A 12879-nucleotide genomic window follows, 5' to 3' on the forward strand; every position below is an offset into this window, starting at 1 on the left:
CATGACGGACCTCACTCGCCCGGACATCACGCTGCCCTCGCCGGCCAAGCTCAACCTGTTCCTGCATATCACCGGCCGCCGTGCCGACGGCTACCACGAGCTGCAGACGCTGTTCCAGTTCCTGGACTATGGCGACACGCTCACCTTTCACCCAAGGGATGATGGCGTTATCACCCTCACTCCGGAGCTGCCAGGGGTGCCGGCCGAGCAAAACCTGGTGGTTCGGGCGGCCCGCTGCCTGCAGGAAGCTTCCGGCACCGGCAAGGGGGCCGACATTCACCTGGATAAAAAACTCCCCATGGGCGGTGGTCTCGGTGGCGGTAGTTCCAATGCAGCCACCACCCTGGTTGGCCTCAACCACCTCTGGCAAACCGGCCTGTCGGAAGACCAGCTCGCCGAGCTGGGCCTAGCCCTGGGCGCCGATGTACCGGTTTTTGTCCGCGGCCGGGCGGCCCTGGGTGAAGGCGTGGGCGAGAAACTGACCCCCGCAAACCCGCCGGAGGACTGGTTTATCGTTGTTAAACCGCCGGTTGAAATCAGCACCGCTGAAATTTTTTCAGATCCAGGGTTGACAAGGAACACCCCCCGAATCACAATAGCGCCCGCTTTTGAGGGAGACGCCTCAGGGTACCGAAACGATTGCGAGGATGTAGTTAAGCGACTGTATCCCGAGGTAAAAAACAGCCTGGACTGGCTGGCCAAATTCGGACCCGCAAGGTTAACCGGAACCGGGGCTTGCATCTTTGGACGTTTCCCAACAGAAGCAGAAGCCCTGAAAGTCTGGGCAAAAAGACCCACCGGCATCACGGGGTTCGTAGCTAGAGGGGTGAACCATTCACCACTTCACATAAAGCTGACAGAGCTTAAATGATGCCGAGAAAGCAGCACGATACTGGGGTGTCGCCAAGTGGTAAGGCAACGGGTTTTGATCCCGTCATGCGCAGGTTCGAATCCTGCCACCCCAGCCACCTTTCTTCTTCTTCCTCTGAATCCAAAGCTGAATCACAGAAGGATACCGTCGTGTCCAAGTTGATGATTTTCGCCGGCAATGCCAATCCGGAACTGGCCAAGGCTATTGCCCAGAAACTTCATATTCCCATGGGACAGGCGACCGTAGGCCGCTTCAGCGACGGTGAAACCACCGTCGAGATCAATGAGAACGTCCGCGGTCACGACGTCTTTATTATCCAGCCCACCTGCTACCCAACCAACGACAACCTGATGGAACTGATCGTGATGGCCGATGCCCTGCGTCGCGCGTCCGCCACACGTATCACCGCCGTCATCCCGTATTACGGGTACGCGCGCCAGGACCGTCGGGTACGCTCCACACGGGTAGCCATCAGCGCCAAGGTCGTGGCGGACATGATCTCCTCCATCGGAGTGGACCGGGTTCTGACCGTTGACCTCCATGCTGACCAGATTCAGGGGTTCTTCGACATCCCGGTGGACAACATCTACGCCACTCCGGTCATGCTCGAAGACATCGAGAAGCAGCGCTTCGAGAACTTTATCGTGGTATCTCCCGACGTAGGCGGCGTGGTTCGCGCACGGGCCGTGGCCAAGCGCCTGGACGATGCCGACCTCGCCATCATCGACAAGCGTCGCCCCAAGGCCAATGTTTCCCAGGTCATGCACATCATCGGTGATGTCAAAGACAAGACCTGCATCCTGGTGGACGACATCGTTGATACTGCCGGCACCCTTTGCAAGGCAGCCAATGCCCTGAAAGAACACGGCGCCTCGAGGGTTATTGCGTATATTACCCACCCGGTGCTGTCCGGCCCTGCCATTGACAACATCAATGCATCACAGCTGGACGAACTGGTTGTTTGTGACACCATTCCATTGGGTGACAAGGCGAAGAATTGTGATAGAATCCGCCCCCTCGGAATGGCTGGGCTGCTCGCGGAGTCCATTCGCCGCGTAAGCAACGAAGAGTCCATCAGCGCCATGTTCGAGAACGTCTGAGCCAAATCCGGACCAGGGTAAAGCCAGGCACAGAGAACAGACTCTGAAGTATCCGGAACTGGAGCCCCGTTACCACGGGGCTCCAGTTCTGCTTTAAGCGCCGGCACAAAACCGGCATTCACTGACATCACCATCGCAAGCCTGGTCGCGGGCCCGGTGGATGATTCAACGAGGTAATGACCATGTCCAAGAAGGATTTCGTGATTGAAGCATTTCCTCGCGATGACCAGGGGAAAGGTGCGAGCCGCCGCCTGCGTCGCGAGGAGCGTAAGATTCCTGCCATTATCTATGGTGGCAACAAGGAAGCTACGCCTATCTCCATCTGGCACAACGAACTGAAGAAAGACCTGGAAAACGAGGCCTTCTTCTCCCACATCCTGACCATCGACATTCAGGGCAAGAAGGAAAGCGTCATCCTGAAGGATCTGCAGCGTCACCCGTACAAGCCGATCCTGACTCACGCTGACTTCCAGCGCGTTGACAAGGACCACGAGATCCACGTCAACGTACCGCTGCACTTCCTGAACGAAGACAAGGCTCCGGTCGTCAAGCTGCAGGGTGGCGTCATCTCCCACCAGCTGAACGAAGTGGAAGTTATCTGTCTGCCCCAGGACCTGCCCGAGTTCATTGAAATCGACGTCATGGACCTGGAGCTGGATCAGGTACTGCACCTGAGCGACCTGAAGATGCCGAAAGGCGTTCGCTCCGCTGCCCTGCAGCACGGCGAAGACCACGACCAGGCGGTCGTATCCGTTCACCTGCCCCGTGGCGCCAAGGTGGACGATGAAGCCGAGGAAGGCAGCGAGGAAGAAGGCGAAGACAAGGAGTAATCCCTGTCCGGGGAGTTGGCGTCTATGGCACAGGATATCGTCATGGTGGTGGGTCTCGGTAATCCCGGAGCCGACTACGAGCATACCCGCCATAACGCCGGCGCCCTGTTCGTCGAAGCGCTGGCCCGTGAAGCGGGCCAGACGCTCCGCCCCGAAAAGAAATACCACGGTCTCTATAGCCGAATTCAGTGGCAGGGCCTGGACCTTCACCTGTTAAACCCCACCACCTTCATGAACCGCAGCGGCCTGTCCATCAAGGCACTGGCGGACTTCTTCAAGATTGCCCCGGAACAGATCCTCGTCGCCCATGACGAACTGGACCTGCCACCCGGCACCGCCAAGCTCAAGAAAGGCGGCGGTCACGGCGGCCACAACGGCCTGCGCGACACCATCGCCCACCTGGGCACCAAAGACTTCCAGCGACTGCGAATCGGCATCGGCCACCCAGGCGACAGCCGCCAGGTTACTGGCTATGTACTGGGACGGCTTGGCAAGCAGGAAACCGAGCAGCTCAACGCCGTCATTGACGAGATTCTCCGGGTATTGCCGGACGCAGCCGGCGGCAAGCTCGCAGCAGCCATGAACCGATTGCACAGCTTCAAACCGGCACCCTGAACCACCGGTCAGCCAACAGGCCTGAGCTAGCCCTTACTCGCACCTGTACCCGTACACCGGTATAATTCGCGCAAATTTCCGGGCGCCCGTCTCTGCCTGCAGCGGCAGATCACCAGACGGCCCCCTTTACGATCAGCAGAGGCACACATGGGATTCAATTGCGGCATTGTCGGCCTGCCCAACGTCGGCAAATCCACGCTCTTCAATGCACTGACCAAGGCGGAAATTGGCGCAGAGAATTTCCCTTTCTGCACCATTGAACCCAACGCGGGCGTGGTGCCCATGCCCGATCCGCGCCTGAACAAACTGGCGGAGATCGTGAAACCCCAGAAGGTCATCCCCACCACCATGGAATTCGTGGACATCGCAGGTCTGGTGGAAGGCGCCTCCAAGGGCGAAGGCCTGGGCAACCAGTTCCTGGCCAATATTCGCCAGACCGACGCCATTGCCCACGTGGTTCGCTGTTTCGAGGATGAGAACGTCATCCACGTGGCCAACAAGATTGACCCGGCTGCCGACATCGAGATCATCAACACCGAGCTGGCCCTGGCCGACCTGGATACCGTCGAGAAAGCCATCAAGCGCGTCCAGCGGGTTGCCAAGAGCGGCGACAAGACTGCCAAGGCGCAGCTGGATATGTTCGAGCAGCTGCTGCCTGTGCTGAACGAAGGCATGCCGGTTCGCAGCATGAACCTGGACAGCGACCAGATGGCACTGATCCGCGAACTGTGCCTGCTCACGGTCAAACCCACCATGTACATCGCCAATGTCAGCGAGGACGGCTTCGAGAACAACCCGCACCTGGACACGGTCATGGCCATCGCCGCTGAAGAGAATGCCGTGGTGGTGCCCATCTGCAACAAGATCGAAGCCGAGATCTCCGAGCTGGAAGACGACGAGAAATCCATGTTCCTGGACGAGATGGGCATGGAAGAACCCGGCCTGGACCGTGTTATCCGCGCCGGCTACAAACTGCTGGGCCTGCAGACCTACTTCACCGCCGGCGTCAAGGAAGTACGCGCCTGGACCGTCCGCATCGGCGCTACCGCGCCCCAGGCGGCGGCTGTGATCCACACCGACTTCGAACGCGGCTTTATCCGTGCCGAAGTCGTCGCCTATGAGGACTTCGTCCAGTACAACGGCGAACAGGGTGCCAAGGACGCCGGCAAGTGGCGACTGGAAGGCAAGGAGTACATCGTCCAGGACGGCGATATCATCCATTTCCGCTTCAATGTGTAAACGCTGAAAAAAATCCGGGGGTAAGCCTTGACAGATACCCCCCGAATACTGAAAATACGCGCCTCGTTTGGGGCGTAAATCCCGACGAAATGGCAAGGTAGCTCAGTTGGTTAGAGCACAGCACTCATAATGCTGGGGTCGGCGGTTCGACTCCGCCCCTTGCTACCAGAATTTAAAAAGGGTCCTCGCGTAAGCGTGGGCCCTTTTTTAATTCCGGCTGATAATGAGTCGAACCGACGAAGGCGGTGCGACCGGAGCACGCAACGCGTGCGGAGGAACGTCGGAGCAACGCGACGACGGCCCGGAGGGTGAGGCCGCAGGCCGAATACTCCGCCCCTTGCTACCAGTATTCAAAAAGCCCGGCTCGCAAGAGTCGGGCTTTTTTCGTTCCTGCCTGGGTGTTTCGGGGGCTGGCCCGGGGGCACGGGCGGCCCTTTCTTCACCGCAATTCACGGCCCGTCCCTGGACCGGCCTTGCTCCGCGCCATCCCTGGCGCTGCTGCGAAAGGGCCGCCCGTGCCCCCGGTCCGTCATCCTACCTACCGCGCCTGTACGAACCCATTTGAGCATGACAAAGCTCTCATCAATTACTGATAAGCCTATAACCGCTGGAACTATGCGGCTGGTGTGTCGCCTGTGGCATACTCCCCATGCTGAAACTCATTAAGAATAATCCACCAGCAAGGAACCGACTCATGAAACCGGAAACTCTGGCGCTACATGCCGGCTTTAGCGGCGATCCGACCACCAAGGCGGCTACCACGCCCATCTACCAGACCACCTCCTATACCTTTGACGATACCCAGCACGGTGCCGACCTGTTTGACCTGAAGGTACAAGGCAACATTTACACCCGCATCATGAATCCCACCAACGGGGTGCTTGAAGAGCGCATGGCGCAACTTGAAGGCGGTGTTGGTGCACTGGCCGTGGCGTCTGGCATGGCTGCGATTACCTATGCCTTGCAGACCATCTGCACCGTGGGCAATAACATCGTCAGCACCAGCCAGTTGTACGGCGGCACCTACAACCTGTTTGCCCACTCCCTGCCCAACCAGGGCATTGAGTGCCGGATGGTAGCCCACGATGACTACGACAACGTCGTGGCAGCCATCGACGAAAACACCCGGGCACTGTTCTGCGAGTCCATCGGCAACCCGGCGGGCAATGTGGTGGATATTGAAACCTGGGCGAAGATTGCCCATGACCACGGTATCCCCCTGATTGTGGACAACACGGTGGCCACACCTTTCCTGTGCCGTCCGTTCGACCACGGCGCAGACATTGTGGTGCATTCCCTGACCAAGTACATCGGCGGTCACGGCACCACCGTGGCGGGTGTGGTTGTGGATTCTGGCAAGTTTGACTGGAAGGCCAGCGCCGACAAGTTCCCCATGATGAACAAGCCCGACCCCTCCTACCATGGCGTGGTCTACACCGAGGCCCTGGGCCCCGCAGCCTTTATTGGCCGCTGCCGGGTGGTGCCGCTGCGTAACACGGGCAGCGCCCTGTCACCGTTCAATTCGTTCCTGATCATGCAGGGCCTTGAAACCCTGGCACTGCGGATGGAACGTCACTGCGAGAATGCCGAAAAGGTCGCCCGGTACCTGGAAGATCATCCCTTGGTCGAGTGGGTCAACTACGCAGCACTGCCCGGCAGTCCCTACAAGGCCACCTGCGACAAGATCTGTGGCGGCAAGGCATCCGGCATCCTGAGCTTTGGCATCAAGGGTGGCCGTGACGCCGGCGCGAAGTTTATCGACGCCCTGCAACTGATCTACCGCCTGGTGAATATCGGCGATGCCAAGTCCCTGGCTTGCCACCCGGCCACCACCACCCACCGCCAGCTGAACGCGGATGAACTGCGCAGCGCCGGTGTCAGTGAGGACCTGGTGCGACTGTCCATTGGCATCGAGCATGTGGACGACATCATTGCCGATATTGACCAGGCCCTGAAGGCTGCCAGCTAATCCGGCGATAACGAAACGGGGGAGGCCGCGGCCTCCCCCTTTTTTTGATCAGCAGGAACTCAGCTCTCCCGTTCTTCCTGCCAGGTCTTCAACAGTTCCTCGTAGGGCACGGTTTCACCCTGAGGCTTTTCGTTATCGAGCTTCGGCTTGGGCGCACCGGGCTGGTCCAGCCAGTACTGGGCGTCCCTGGGCTCGTTCAGTTTGGGGCCGCAGGTTTCCATCACGTTGGCCCGCTCAAGGCGCATCATGATGCTGTCCTGGGCTTCTGCCAGGCCGTCCAGGGCTTCCTGGGGACTGGCCTCACCACTGGCAGCCTGTGAGATATACTGCCACCACAGCTGGGCCAGCTTCGGATAATCCGGCACGTTGGTGCCGGTGGGGCTCCACTGCACCCGCGCGGGGCTGCGATAGAATTCCACCAGGCCACCCAGGCGCGGTGCCGCTTCGGTCATGGCATCCGAGTTGATATCAGATTCGCGAATCGGCGTCAGCCCCTTGAGGGTTTTCTCCAGGGATACGGTCTTGGCCACGGTGAACTGGGCGTAAAGCCAAGCCGCCAGGCGGCGCTCTTCCGGGGTTGAGTCCAGGAAGGTCCAGGAACCTACGTCCTGATAGCCCAGCTTCATGCCCTCTTCCCAGTACGGGCCGTGGGGAGACGGGGCCATCCGCCATTTCGGGGTGCCGTCTTCGTTGACCACTGGCAAGCCGTCTTCCACCATGCTGGCAGTGAACGCGGTGTACCAGAAGATCTGTTGGGCAACGTTACCCTGGGCAGGAACGGGACCAGCTTCCGAGAAAGTCATACCCTGGGCTTCCGGCGGGGCGTACTTCTTCATCCAGTCCAGGTACTTGGTGGTGGCATAGACCGCCGCCGGGCCATTAACCGCACCGCCGCGAGTCACGCTGGAACCCACCGGGTGACACTCCTCCACGCGAATGCCCCACTCATCCACCGGCAGGCCGTTGGGCAGGCCCGTATCGCCAGCACCGGCCATGGAGAACCAGGCATCGGTGAAGCGCCAGCCCAGCGAGGGGTCTTTCTTGCCATAGTCCATATGGCCATAGACCCGCTCGCCGTCAATTTCCTTCACATGCTCGGTGAAGAACTCGGCAATGTCTTCATAGGCGGACCAGTTCACCGGTACCCCCAGCTCATAGCCGTAGATCTCCTGGAACTGCTCCTTGAGATCGTCCCGCTCGAACCAGTCAGCCCGGAACCAGTAAAGGTTGGCAAACTGCTGGGTGGGCAACTGATACAACTTGCCATCCGGGGCCGTGGTGAAGTCCAGGCCAATAAAGTCGTCCAGGTCGAGCGTCGGCAGGGTCAGCTCCTTCGCCTCGTTTTCCATCATGTCGGAAATGGGGACCACCTTCCCATAACGCCAGTGGGTCCCGATCAGGTCAGAGTCATTGATATAGCCGTCATAGATATTTCGGCCCGACTGCATCTGGGTCTGCAGCTTCTCGATAACGTCCCCTTCCTGGATCAGGGTATGGGTCAGGTTGATGCCGGTAATTTCCCGGAAGGCCTGCGCCAGCCGGCTGGACTCATACTCATGGGTGGCAATGGTCTCGGAGACCACGTTGATATCCATGTCGCGGAATTGCTCCGCCGCCCGGGCGAACCAGAGCAATTCCTCCAATCGCTCTTCCTCGCTCAGGGTCGACGTGGAGAATTCCTTGGCCCATTTGCGGGCGGCATCCTCGTACTGGTCTGCGTGGGCCAGTGAGACAGGGCCTGCTGCCAGGGCTGCGATCAGCGCCCCCAGCAACAGTGTTGAGTGCTTGTTGTTATTGAACATATCCAACCTCGTCTGTTCGTGTAAGAGTCGAGTCAAAACTGCGGACTGACTGTATTTGTTCCCGGGCGGCGGGGTGCCTGCACGGGTCGTTCTCTTACATCAGGGACCCGGCTCCGCCAGCCCCCTTCGCCTTGGTGGTTCCATGAGTTCCTATAGGCATACCCTCCCTTCCGGTTAGCTCCTTTCAGCCCCAACGCAGCAAAATCAGCAGCCAGGCCACGGACACTGCCAGGGCAACCCATAGTGAGATCTCACTGAGCCCCAAAAATGCCAGGTGAATGTAGGCCGCACAAAGCAGCCCGATAAACAACCGGTCGCCCCGGGTGGTGGCAATGGGAAGGAAGCCCCGTCGCTCGCTGCACGGCGAAGCCAGTTCCCACACTGACATGGCCACCAGAATGCAGGCGATAACCACGAAGAAAATGGCAACCGGCTGGGTCCAGTTCATCCAGTCCAGCATCAGACTCCCTCCCCTATACACGCCCCAGGGCAAAGCCCCGGGCCACGTGGTTGCGAACGAACCAGACCACCAGTACCCCGGGCAGGATGGTCAGCACCCCGGCCGCCGACAGCACCCCCCAGTCAATGCCGCTGGCGCCGATGGTGCGGGTCATGATGGCGGCGATGGGCTGCGCGTCCACAGACGTCAGCGTCCTGGCCAGTAGCAGCTCTACCCAGGAAAACATGAAGATAAAGAACGCGGTCACCCCGATACCGGAGCGGATCATGGGCATGAAGATCTTCACGAAGAACCGGGGGAAGCTGTAGCCGTCGATATAAGCCATCTCGTCATACTCCCGGGGCACCCCGGACATGAAGCCCTCCAGGATCCACACCGCCAGGGGTACATTGAACAGGCAGTGAGCCAGGGCCACGGCGATATGGGTATCAAACAGCCCGATGGAGGAATACAGCTGGAAGAAGGGCAACAGAAACACCGCCGGCGGCGCCATGCGGTTGCTCAACAGCCAGAAGAACAGGTGCTTGTCCCCCAGGAACCGGTACCGACTGAACGCATAGGCCGCCGGCAAGGCCACAGTCAGGGTGATCGTCATGTTCATCAACACGTAGGTCATGGAGTTGATATAGCCGGAGTACCAGCTCGAATCGGTAAAGATCACCACGTAGTTGTCAAAGGTGAAATTCTGTGGCCAAAGGGTCAGTCCGCTGAGGATCTCCCGGTTGGTCTTGAACGACATGTTCAGCAACCAGTAGATGGGCGTCAGCAGCAGGATAATGAAGACCGTAATGCCCAGTCCCTTGCTGCGGGATCGTTCTCTTATCGCCATGGCCTAGCGCTCCTTGTCCATATGGGTGATGGCAGTAAAGAACAGCCACGACACCAGCAACACAATCAGGAAGTACACCAGGGAGAAGGCCGCAGCCCGCCCAAGGTCGAACTGGCCAACCGCCATGGTAGTCAGGGTCTGGCTCAGGAAGGTGGTGGAACTTCCCGGCCCGCCTCCGGTGAGCACAAACGGCTCGGTATAGATCATGAAGCTGTCCATGAACCGCAGCAGCACGGCGATCACCAGCACGTTTTTCAGGCGGGGTAGCTGGATATAGCGAAACACCGCCCAGCGTGAGGCGCGGTCAATCTCCGCCGCCTGGTAGAACGCCTCGGGGATGGCCCGCAGGCCGGAATAGCACAGCAGTGCCACCAGTGGCGTCCAGTGCCACACATCCATCAACAGCACCGTCAGCCAGGCGTCCACCGGGTCGCCGGTGTAGTTGTAGTTGAAGCCCAGCTGGTTGAGCCCCCAGCCGAACAGGCCGATATCACCCCGGGCGAAGATCTGCCAGATGGTGCCCACCACGTTCCAGGGAATCAGCAGCGGAATCGCCAGCAGGATCAAGCACAGGGACGCGCGAATGCCACCTTTTGGCATCATTAGCGCGATCCCGATTCCCAGCGGAATCTCGATAGCCAGGACCGCTGCAGAGAAACCGAATTGCCGCAATAGCGACGCCTGCAGGCGCTCGTCCCGCAATACATCCCGGAACCATTCGGTGCCCACGTAATAGGCGTTACCAGGACCGAAAATATCCTGCACTGAATAGTTCACCACGGTCATCAATGGCACCAGGGCGGAAAACGCCACCAGCAGCAGTACCGGCAGCACCAGCCACCAGGCACGGTTGTCCGGGACCTTTCTCATGGCGATGCCTCCACCAGGAATTCGTCCACGTACAGCTTCAGCCAGCGTGCCGGAAAGTGAAGGTGCACCACCTGCTTCCGCTCAACCTGGATATCCTCCGAGAGCCGGACCTTGAGGCCCTGGCCTTCCAGTTGCGCGGTGAGGATCTGGTAGGTACCCAGGTCTTCCACATCCTCCACGATGGCCGGGCAGCTATCCGGGTTCGGCTCTGTCAGTTCGATAAATTCCGGCCTTATACCCAGGCGCAGATTGTCCGAGCCTGTTTCCGCGAGCCGCTTCATCACTCCTTCCGATAGTGGGAAGCGCGTGTTGCCGAACTGCACTCCGCCCGGGCAGCGGGTCACATCTATCAGGTTCATACCGGGGCTGCCGATGAAGAAGCCTACAAAGGTATGGTTGGGGTTCTCGAACAATTCCGTGGGTGTACCAAACTGCACGATGCGCCCCTCGTACATCACCGCGATCCGGTCAGCGAAGGTCGACGCTTCCAGCTGGTCGTGGGTTACATAGATCATGGTGATATCGAACTGTTCATGGATCTGTTTGAGCTTGCGGCGAAGCTTCCATTTCAGCTGCGGGTCGATCACCGTCAGGGGTTCGTCAAACAGGATCGCCGAGACGTCCTCCCGAACCAGCCCACGACCCATGGACACCTTCTGCTTTTCGTCTGCGGTCAGGTTACGGGCCTTGCGGTGCAGCAGGGGTTCCAGCTCAAGGACTTCCGCAATTTCGTTGACCCGCTCCCGGATTTTCGCCTTTGGTAACCCGCTGTTCCTGAGGGGAAAGGCCAGGTTGTCGAACACCGTCATGGAGTCGTACACCACCGGGAACTGGAACACCTGGGCAATGTTGCGCTCCCTGGGCGAGAGATGGTTGACCGGCTTGCCGTCGAACAGTACCTGTCCTTCCGAGGGCGCCAGCAGGCCCGAAATGATGTTGAGCATGGTGCTTTTGCCGCACCCGGAAGGACCCAGCAGCGCATAGGCCCCGCCCTTTTCCCATACGTGGTCCAGCTGACGGATGGCGTAGTCTTCCGGCCCGGCTGGCTCCTTTTCATAGCTATGAGCCATGGCCGTCAGGGCGATCTCAGCCATGAACACCTCCGCTATCCGCCGGGGTATGCACCAGCGCCCGACGCTGGTCGAACACGAAAAGGCGGTTCATGGGCAGGTAGATTTTTACCTGCCCTCCTGGGTGACGTGTATGCACTCCCAGCTCCTGGACCACCATGTCCAGCGCCCCGGCACCCACGTGGAGGAAGGTTTCCGAGCCACTGATTTCCGCCAGTTCCACTTCCATTTCCAACGCTAGGTCATCCTCCCCCGCCGGAGATAAGCCCACATGACTGGGGCGAATGCCGAAAAGGTAGTCACCTTCTGCCAGATCACCCAGTTCACGGGTGAGGTCGTGGTGGATATTGGCGCCAAAGGTAACCGAGTTGCCGGTGACCTTACCCGGTAGCAGGTTCATGGGCGGTTCGCTGAACAGTTCCGCCGCCAGGGTGTTGACCGGTCGACGATAGACCTCCGCCACCGGTCCGGTCTGCACCACCCTGCCCTCATGCAGCAATGTTGTGGTGCCACCCAGTGCCAGGGCCTCGTTGGCTTCGGTGGTGGCATAGACCGCAATGCACTGGCGCTCACGGAACAACTGGCGAAGCTCCGAGCGCAGCTCCTCCCTCAACTTGTAATCCAGGTTAACCAGGGGTTCGTCGAAAAGGATGAGCGTTGCATCCTTGACCAGTGCCCGGGCCATGGCGGTCCGTTGCTGCTGCCCCCCGGAAAGCTCCAGCGGGTAACGGGACAGCAGGTTATCGATGTGCAGCATGGCTGCCGTCTCTTTTACCCGACGATCCAGTTCCTGCTCCTTCATCTTTGCAAGGCGCAGGGGTGAGGCAATGTTTTCGTAGACGGTTAGGTTGGGATAATTGATGAACTGCTGATAGACCATCGAGACATTGCGCTTGCGCACGCCCTGACCGGTCACGTCCTCGCTATTATGGAGGATACGGCCGCTGTCGGGCTGGTCCAGTCCCGCCATCAGGCGCATGAGGGAAGTTTTCCCGGCCAGGGTACGACCCAGCAGCACATTGAACGATCCGGCCTCGAACGTCAGATCGGCATCACGGATGAAATCCACGCCATCAACGGCGCGGGAGACATTCTCCAGTTGCAGCGACATCCGGTTTCCTTCTTGTTTTTGTGCAGGCCGCTCGCAAGCACCCTGCTGTCCCTTTGAAACAACCTCCTATCGTTCTAGTACAGGCTCTGAATGTTCGCAAACAATCATGACCA

Annotated in this window: 12 protein-coding genes and 2 tRNA genes; 8 read left to right on the forward strand and 6 right to left on the reverse strand. The window is 59.4% G+C overall.

Going from position 1 to position 12879, the window contains the following annotated elements; all coding sequences use genetic code 11:
* The first annotated feature begins 1 nt into the window (after position 1).
* From ispE to BM036_RS05450, 8 genes are all read left to right on the forward strand, one after another.
* Positions 2–871 carry a 4-(cytidine 5'-diphospho)-2-C-methyl-D-erythritol kinase gene (gene ispE, locus BM036_RS05415; RefSeq protein WP_091849285.1) on the forward strand — a complete coding sequence of 290 codons (870 nt, stop codon included), beginning with the start codon at positions 2–4 and terminating at the stop codon, positions 869–871.
* A gap of 22 nt (positions 872–893) precedes the next feature.
* A tRNA-Gln gene (locus tag BM036_RS05420) sits at positions 894–968 on the forward strand.
* Positions 969–1020: 52 nt separating this feature from the next.
* Positions 1021–1971 (forward strand): ribose-phosphate diphosphokinase, encoded by a 951-nt coding sequence (locus BM036_RS05425; protein WP_091849287.1) that lies wholly within the window; start codon positions 1021–1023, stop codon positions 1969–1971.
* A 182-nt stretch (positions 1972–2153) separates the two neighbouring features.
* Positions 2154–2801, forward strand: a complete 648-nt coding sequence (locus tag BM036_RS05430) for a 50S ribosomal protein L25/general stress protein Ctc (RefSeq protein ID WP_091849370.1) — start codon at positions 2154–2156, stop codon at positions 2799–2801.
* A 24-nt stretch (positions 2802–2825) separates the two neighbouring features.
* Positions 2826–3416, forward strand: a complete 591-nt coding sequence (gene pth, locus BM036_RS05435) for an aminoacyl-tRNA hydrolase (protein ID WP_091849289.1) — start codon at positions 2826–2828, stop codon at positions 3414–3416.
* A gap of 147 nt (positions 3417–3563) precedes the next feature.
* Complete coding sequence (gene ychF / locus BM036_RS05440) at positions 3564–4655, forward strand: redox-regulated ATPase YchF (protein ID WP_091849291.1); 1092 nt, start codon at positions 3564–3566, stop codon at positions 4653–4655.
* 91 nt (positions 4656–4746) lie between these two features.
* Positions 4747–4823, forward strand: a tRNA-Met gene (locus BM036_RS05445).
* 526 nt (positions 4824–5349) lie between these two features.
* A complete protein-coding gene (locus BM036_RS05450; protein ID WP_091849293.1) occupies positions 5350–6624 on the forward strand; it encodes an O-acetylhomoserine aminocarboxypropyltransferase/cysteine synthase family protein in 1275 nt (424 codons plus the stop codon).
* Between the two features lie 59 nt (positions 6625–6683).
* On the opposite strand, the gene BM036_RS05455 is transcribed toward BM036_RS05450, so the two are convergent.
* From BM036_RS05455 to BM036_RS05480, 6 genes are all read right to left on the reverse strand, one after another.
* Positions 6684–8426 carry an ABC transporter substrate-binding protein gene (locus BM036_RS05455; protein WP_091849295.1) on the reverse strand — a complete coding sequence of 581 codons (1743 nt, stop codon included), beginning with the start codon at positions 8424–8426 and terminating at the stop codon, positions 6684–6686.
* A 184-nt stretch (positions 8427–8610) separates the two neighbouring features.
* On the reverse strand, positions 8611–8886 hold the full coding sequence (locus BM036_RS05460; protein WP_091849297.1) for a DUF2160 domain-containing protein: 276 nt from the start codon (positions 8884–8886) through the stop codon (positions 8611–8613).
* A gap of 13 nt (positions 8887–8899) precedes the next feature.
* Complete coding sequence (locus BM036_RS05465; protein WP_091849299.1) at positions 8900–9715, reverse strand: carbohydrate ABC transporter permease; 816 nt, start codon at positions 9713–9715, stop codon at positions 8900–8902.
* 3 nt (positions 9716–9718) lie between these two features.
* Complete coding sequence (locus BM036_RS05470) at positions 9719–10585, reverse strand: carbohydrate ABC transporter permease (RefSeq protein WP_091849300.1); 867 nt, start codon at positions 10583–10585, stop codon at positions 9719–9721.
* Complete coding sequence (locus tag BM036_RS05475; protein WP_091849301.1) at positions 10582–11679, reverse strand: ABC transporter ATP-binding protein; 1098 nt, start codon at positions 11677–11679, stop codon at positions 10582–10584. Before BM036_RS05475 ends, BM036_RS05470 begins: the two co-directional genes overlap by 4 nt.
* A complete protein-coding gene (locus tag BM036_RS05480) occupies positions 11672–12766 on the reverse strand; it encodes an ABC transporter ATP-binding protein (protein ID WP_091849302.1) in 1095 nt (364 codons plus the stop codon). Before BM036_RS05480 ends, BM036_RS05475 begins: the two co-directional genes overlap by 8 nt.
* Positions 12767–12879: the final 113 nt, after the last annotated feature.

It is taken from the genome of Marinobacter segnicrescens (assembly GCF_900111555.1).
Lineage (GTDB): Bacteria > Pseudomonadota > Gammaproteobacteria > Pseudomonadales > Oleiphilaceae > Marinobacter > Marinobacter segnicrescens.

Excerpts from the sequence above, each read along its gene's own strand:
- ispE (WP_091849285.1), top strand. The coding sequence starts at position 2 with ATGACGGACCTCACTCGCCCGGACATCACGCTGCCCTCGCCGGCCAAG.
- BM036_RS05430 (WP_091849370.1), top strand. The coding sequence starts at position 2,154 with ATGTCCAAGAAGGATTTCGTGATTGAAGCATTTCCTCGCGATGACCAG.
- pth (WP_091849289.1), top strand. The coding sequence starts at position 2,826 with ATGGCACAGGATATCGTCATGGTGGTGGGTCTCGGTAATCCCGGAGCC.
- ychF (WP_091849291.1), top strand. The coding sequence starts at position 3,564 with ATGGGATTCAATTGCGGCATTGTCGGCCTGCCCAACGTCGGCAAATCC.
- BM036_RS05450 (WP_091849293.1), top strand. The coding sequence starts at position 5,350 with ATGAAACCGGAAACTCTGGCGCTACATGCCGGCTTTAGCGGCGATCCG.
- BM036_RS05455 (WP_091849295.1), bottom strand. The coding sequence starts at position 8,426 with ATGTTCAATAACAACAAGCACTCAACACTGTTGCTGGGGGCGCTGATC.
- BM036_RS05460 (WP_091849297.1), bottom strand. The coding sequence starts at position 8,886 with ATGCTGGACTGGATGAACTGGACCCAGCCGGTTGCCATTTTCTTCGTG.
- BM036_RS05465 (WP_091849299.1), bottom strand. The coding sequence starts at position 9,715 with ATGGCGATAAGAGAACGATCCCGCAGCAAGGGACTGGGCATTACGGTC.
- BM036_RS05470 (WP_091849300.1), bottom strand. The coding sequence starts at position 10,585 with ATGAGAAAGGTCCCGGACAACCGTGCCTGGTGGCTGGTGCTGCCGGTA.
- BM036_RS05475 (WP_091849301.1), bottom strand. The coding sequence starts at position 11,679 with ATGGCTGAGATCGCCCTGACGGCCATGGCTCATAGCTATGAAAAGGAG.
- BM036_RS05480 (WP_091849302.1), bottom strand. The coding sequence starts at position 12,766 with ATGTCGCTGCAACTGGAGAATGTCTCCCGCGCCGTTGATGGCGTGGAT.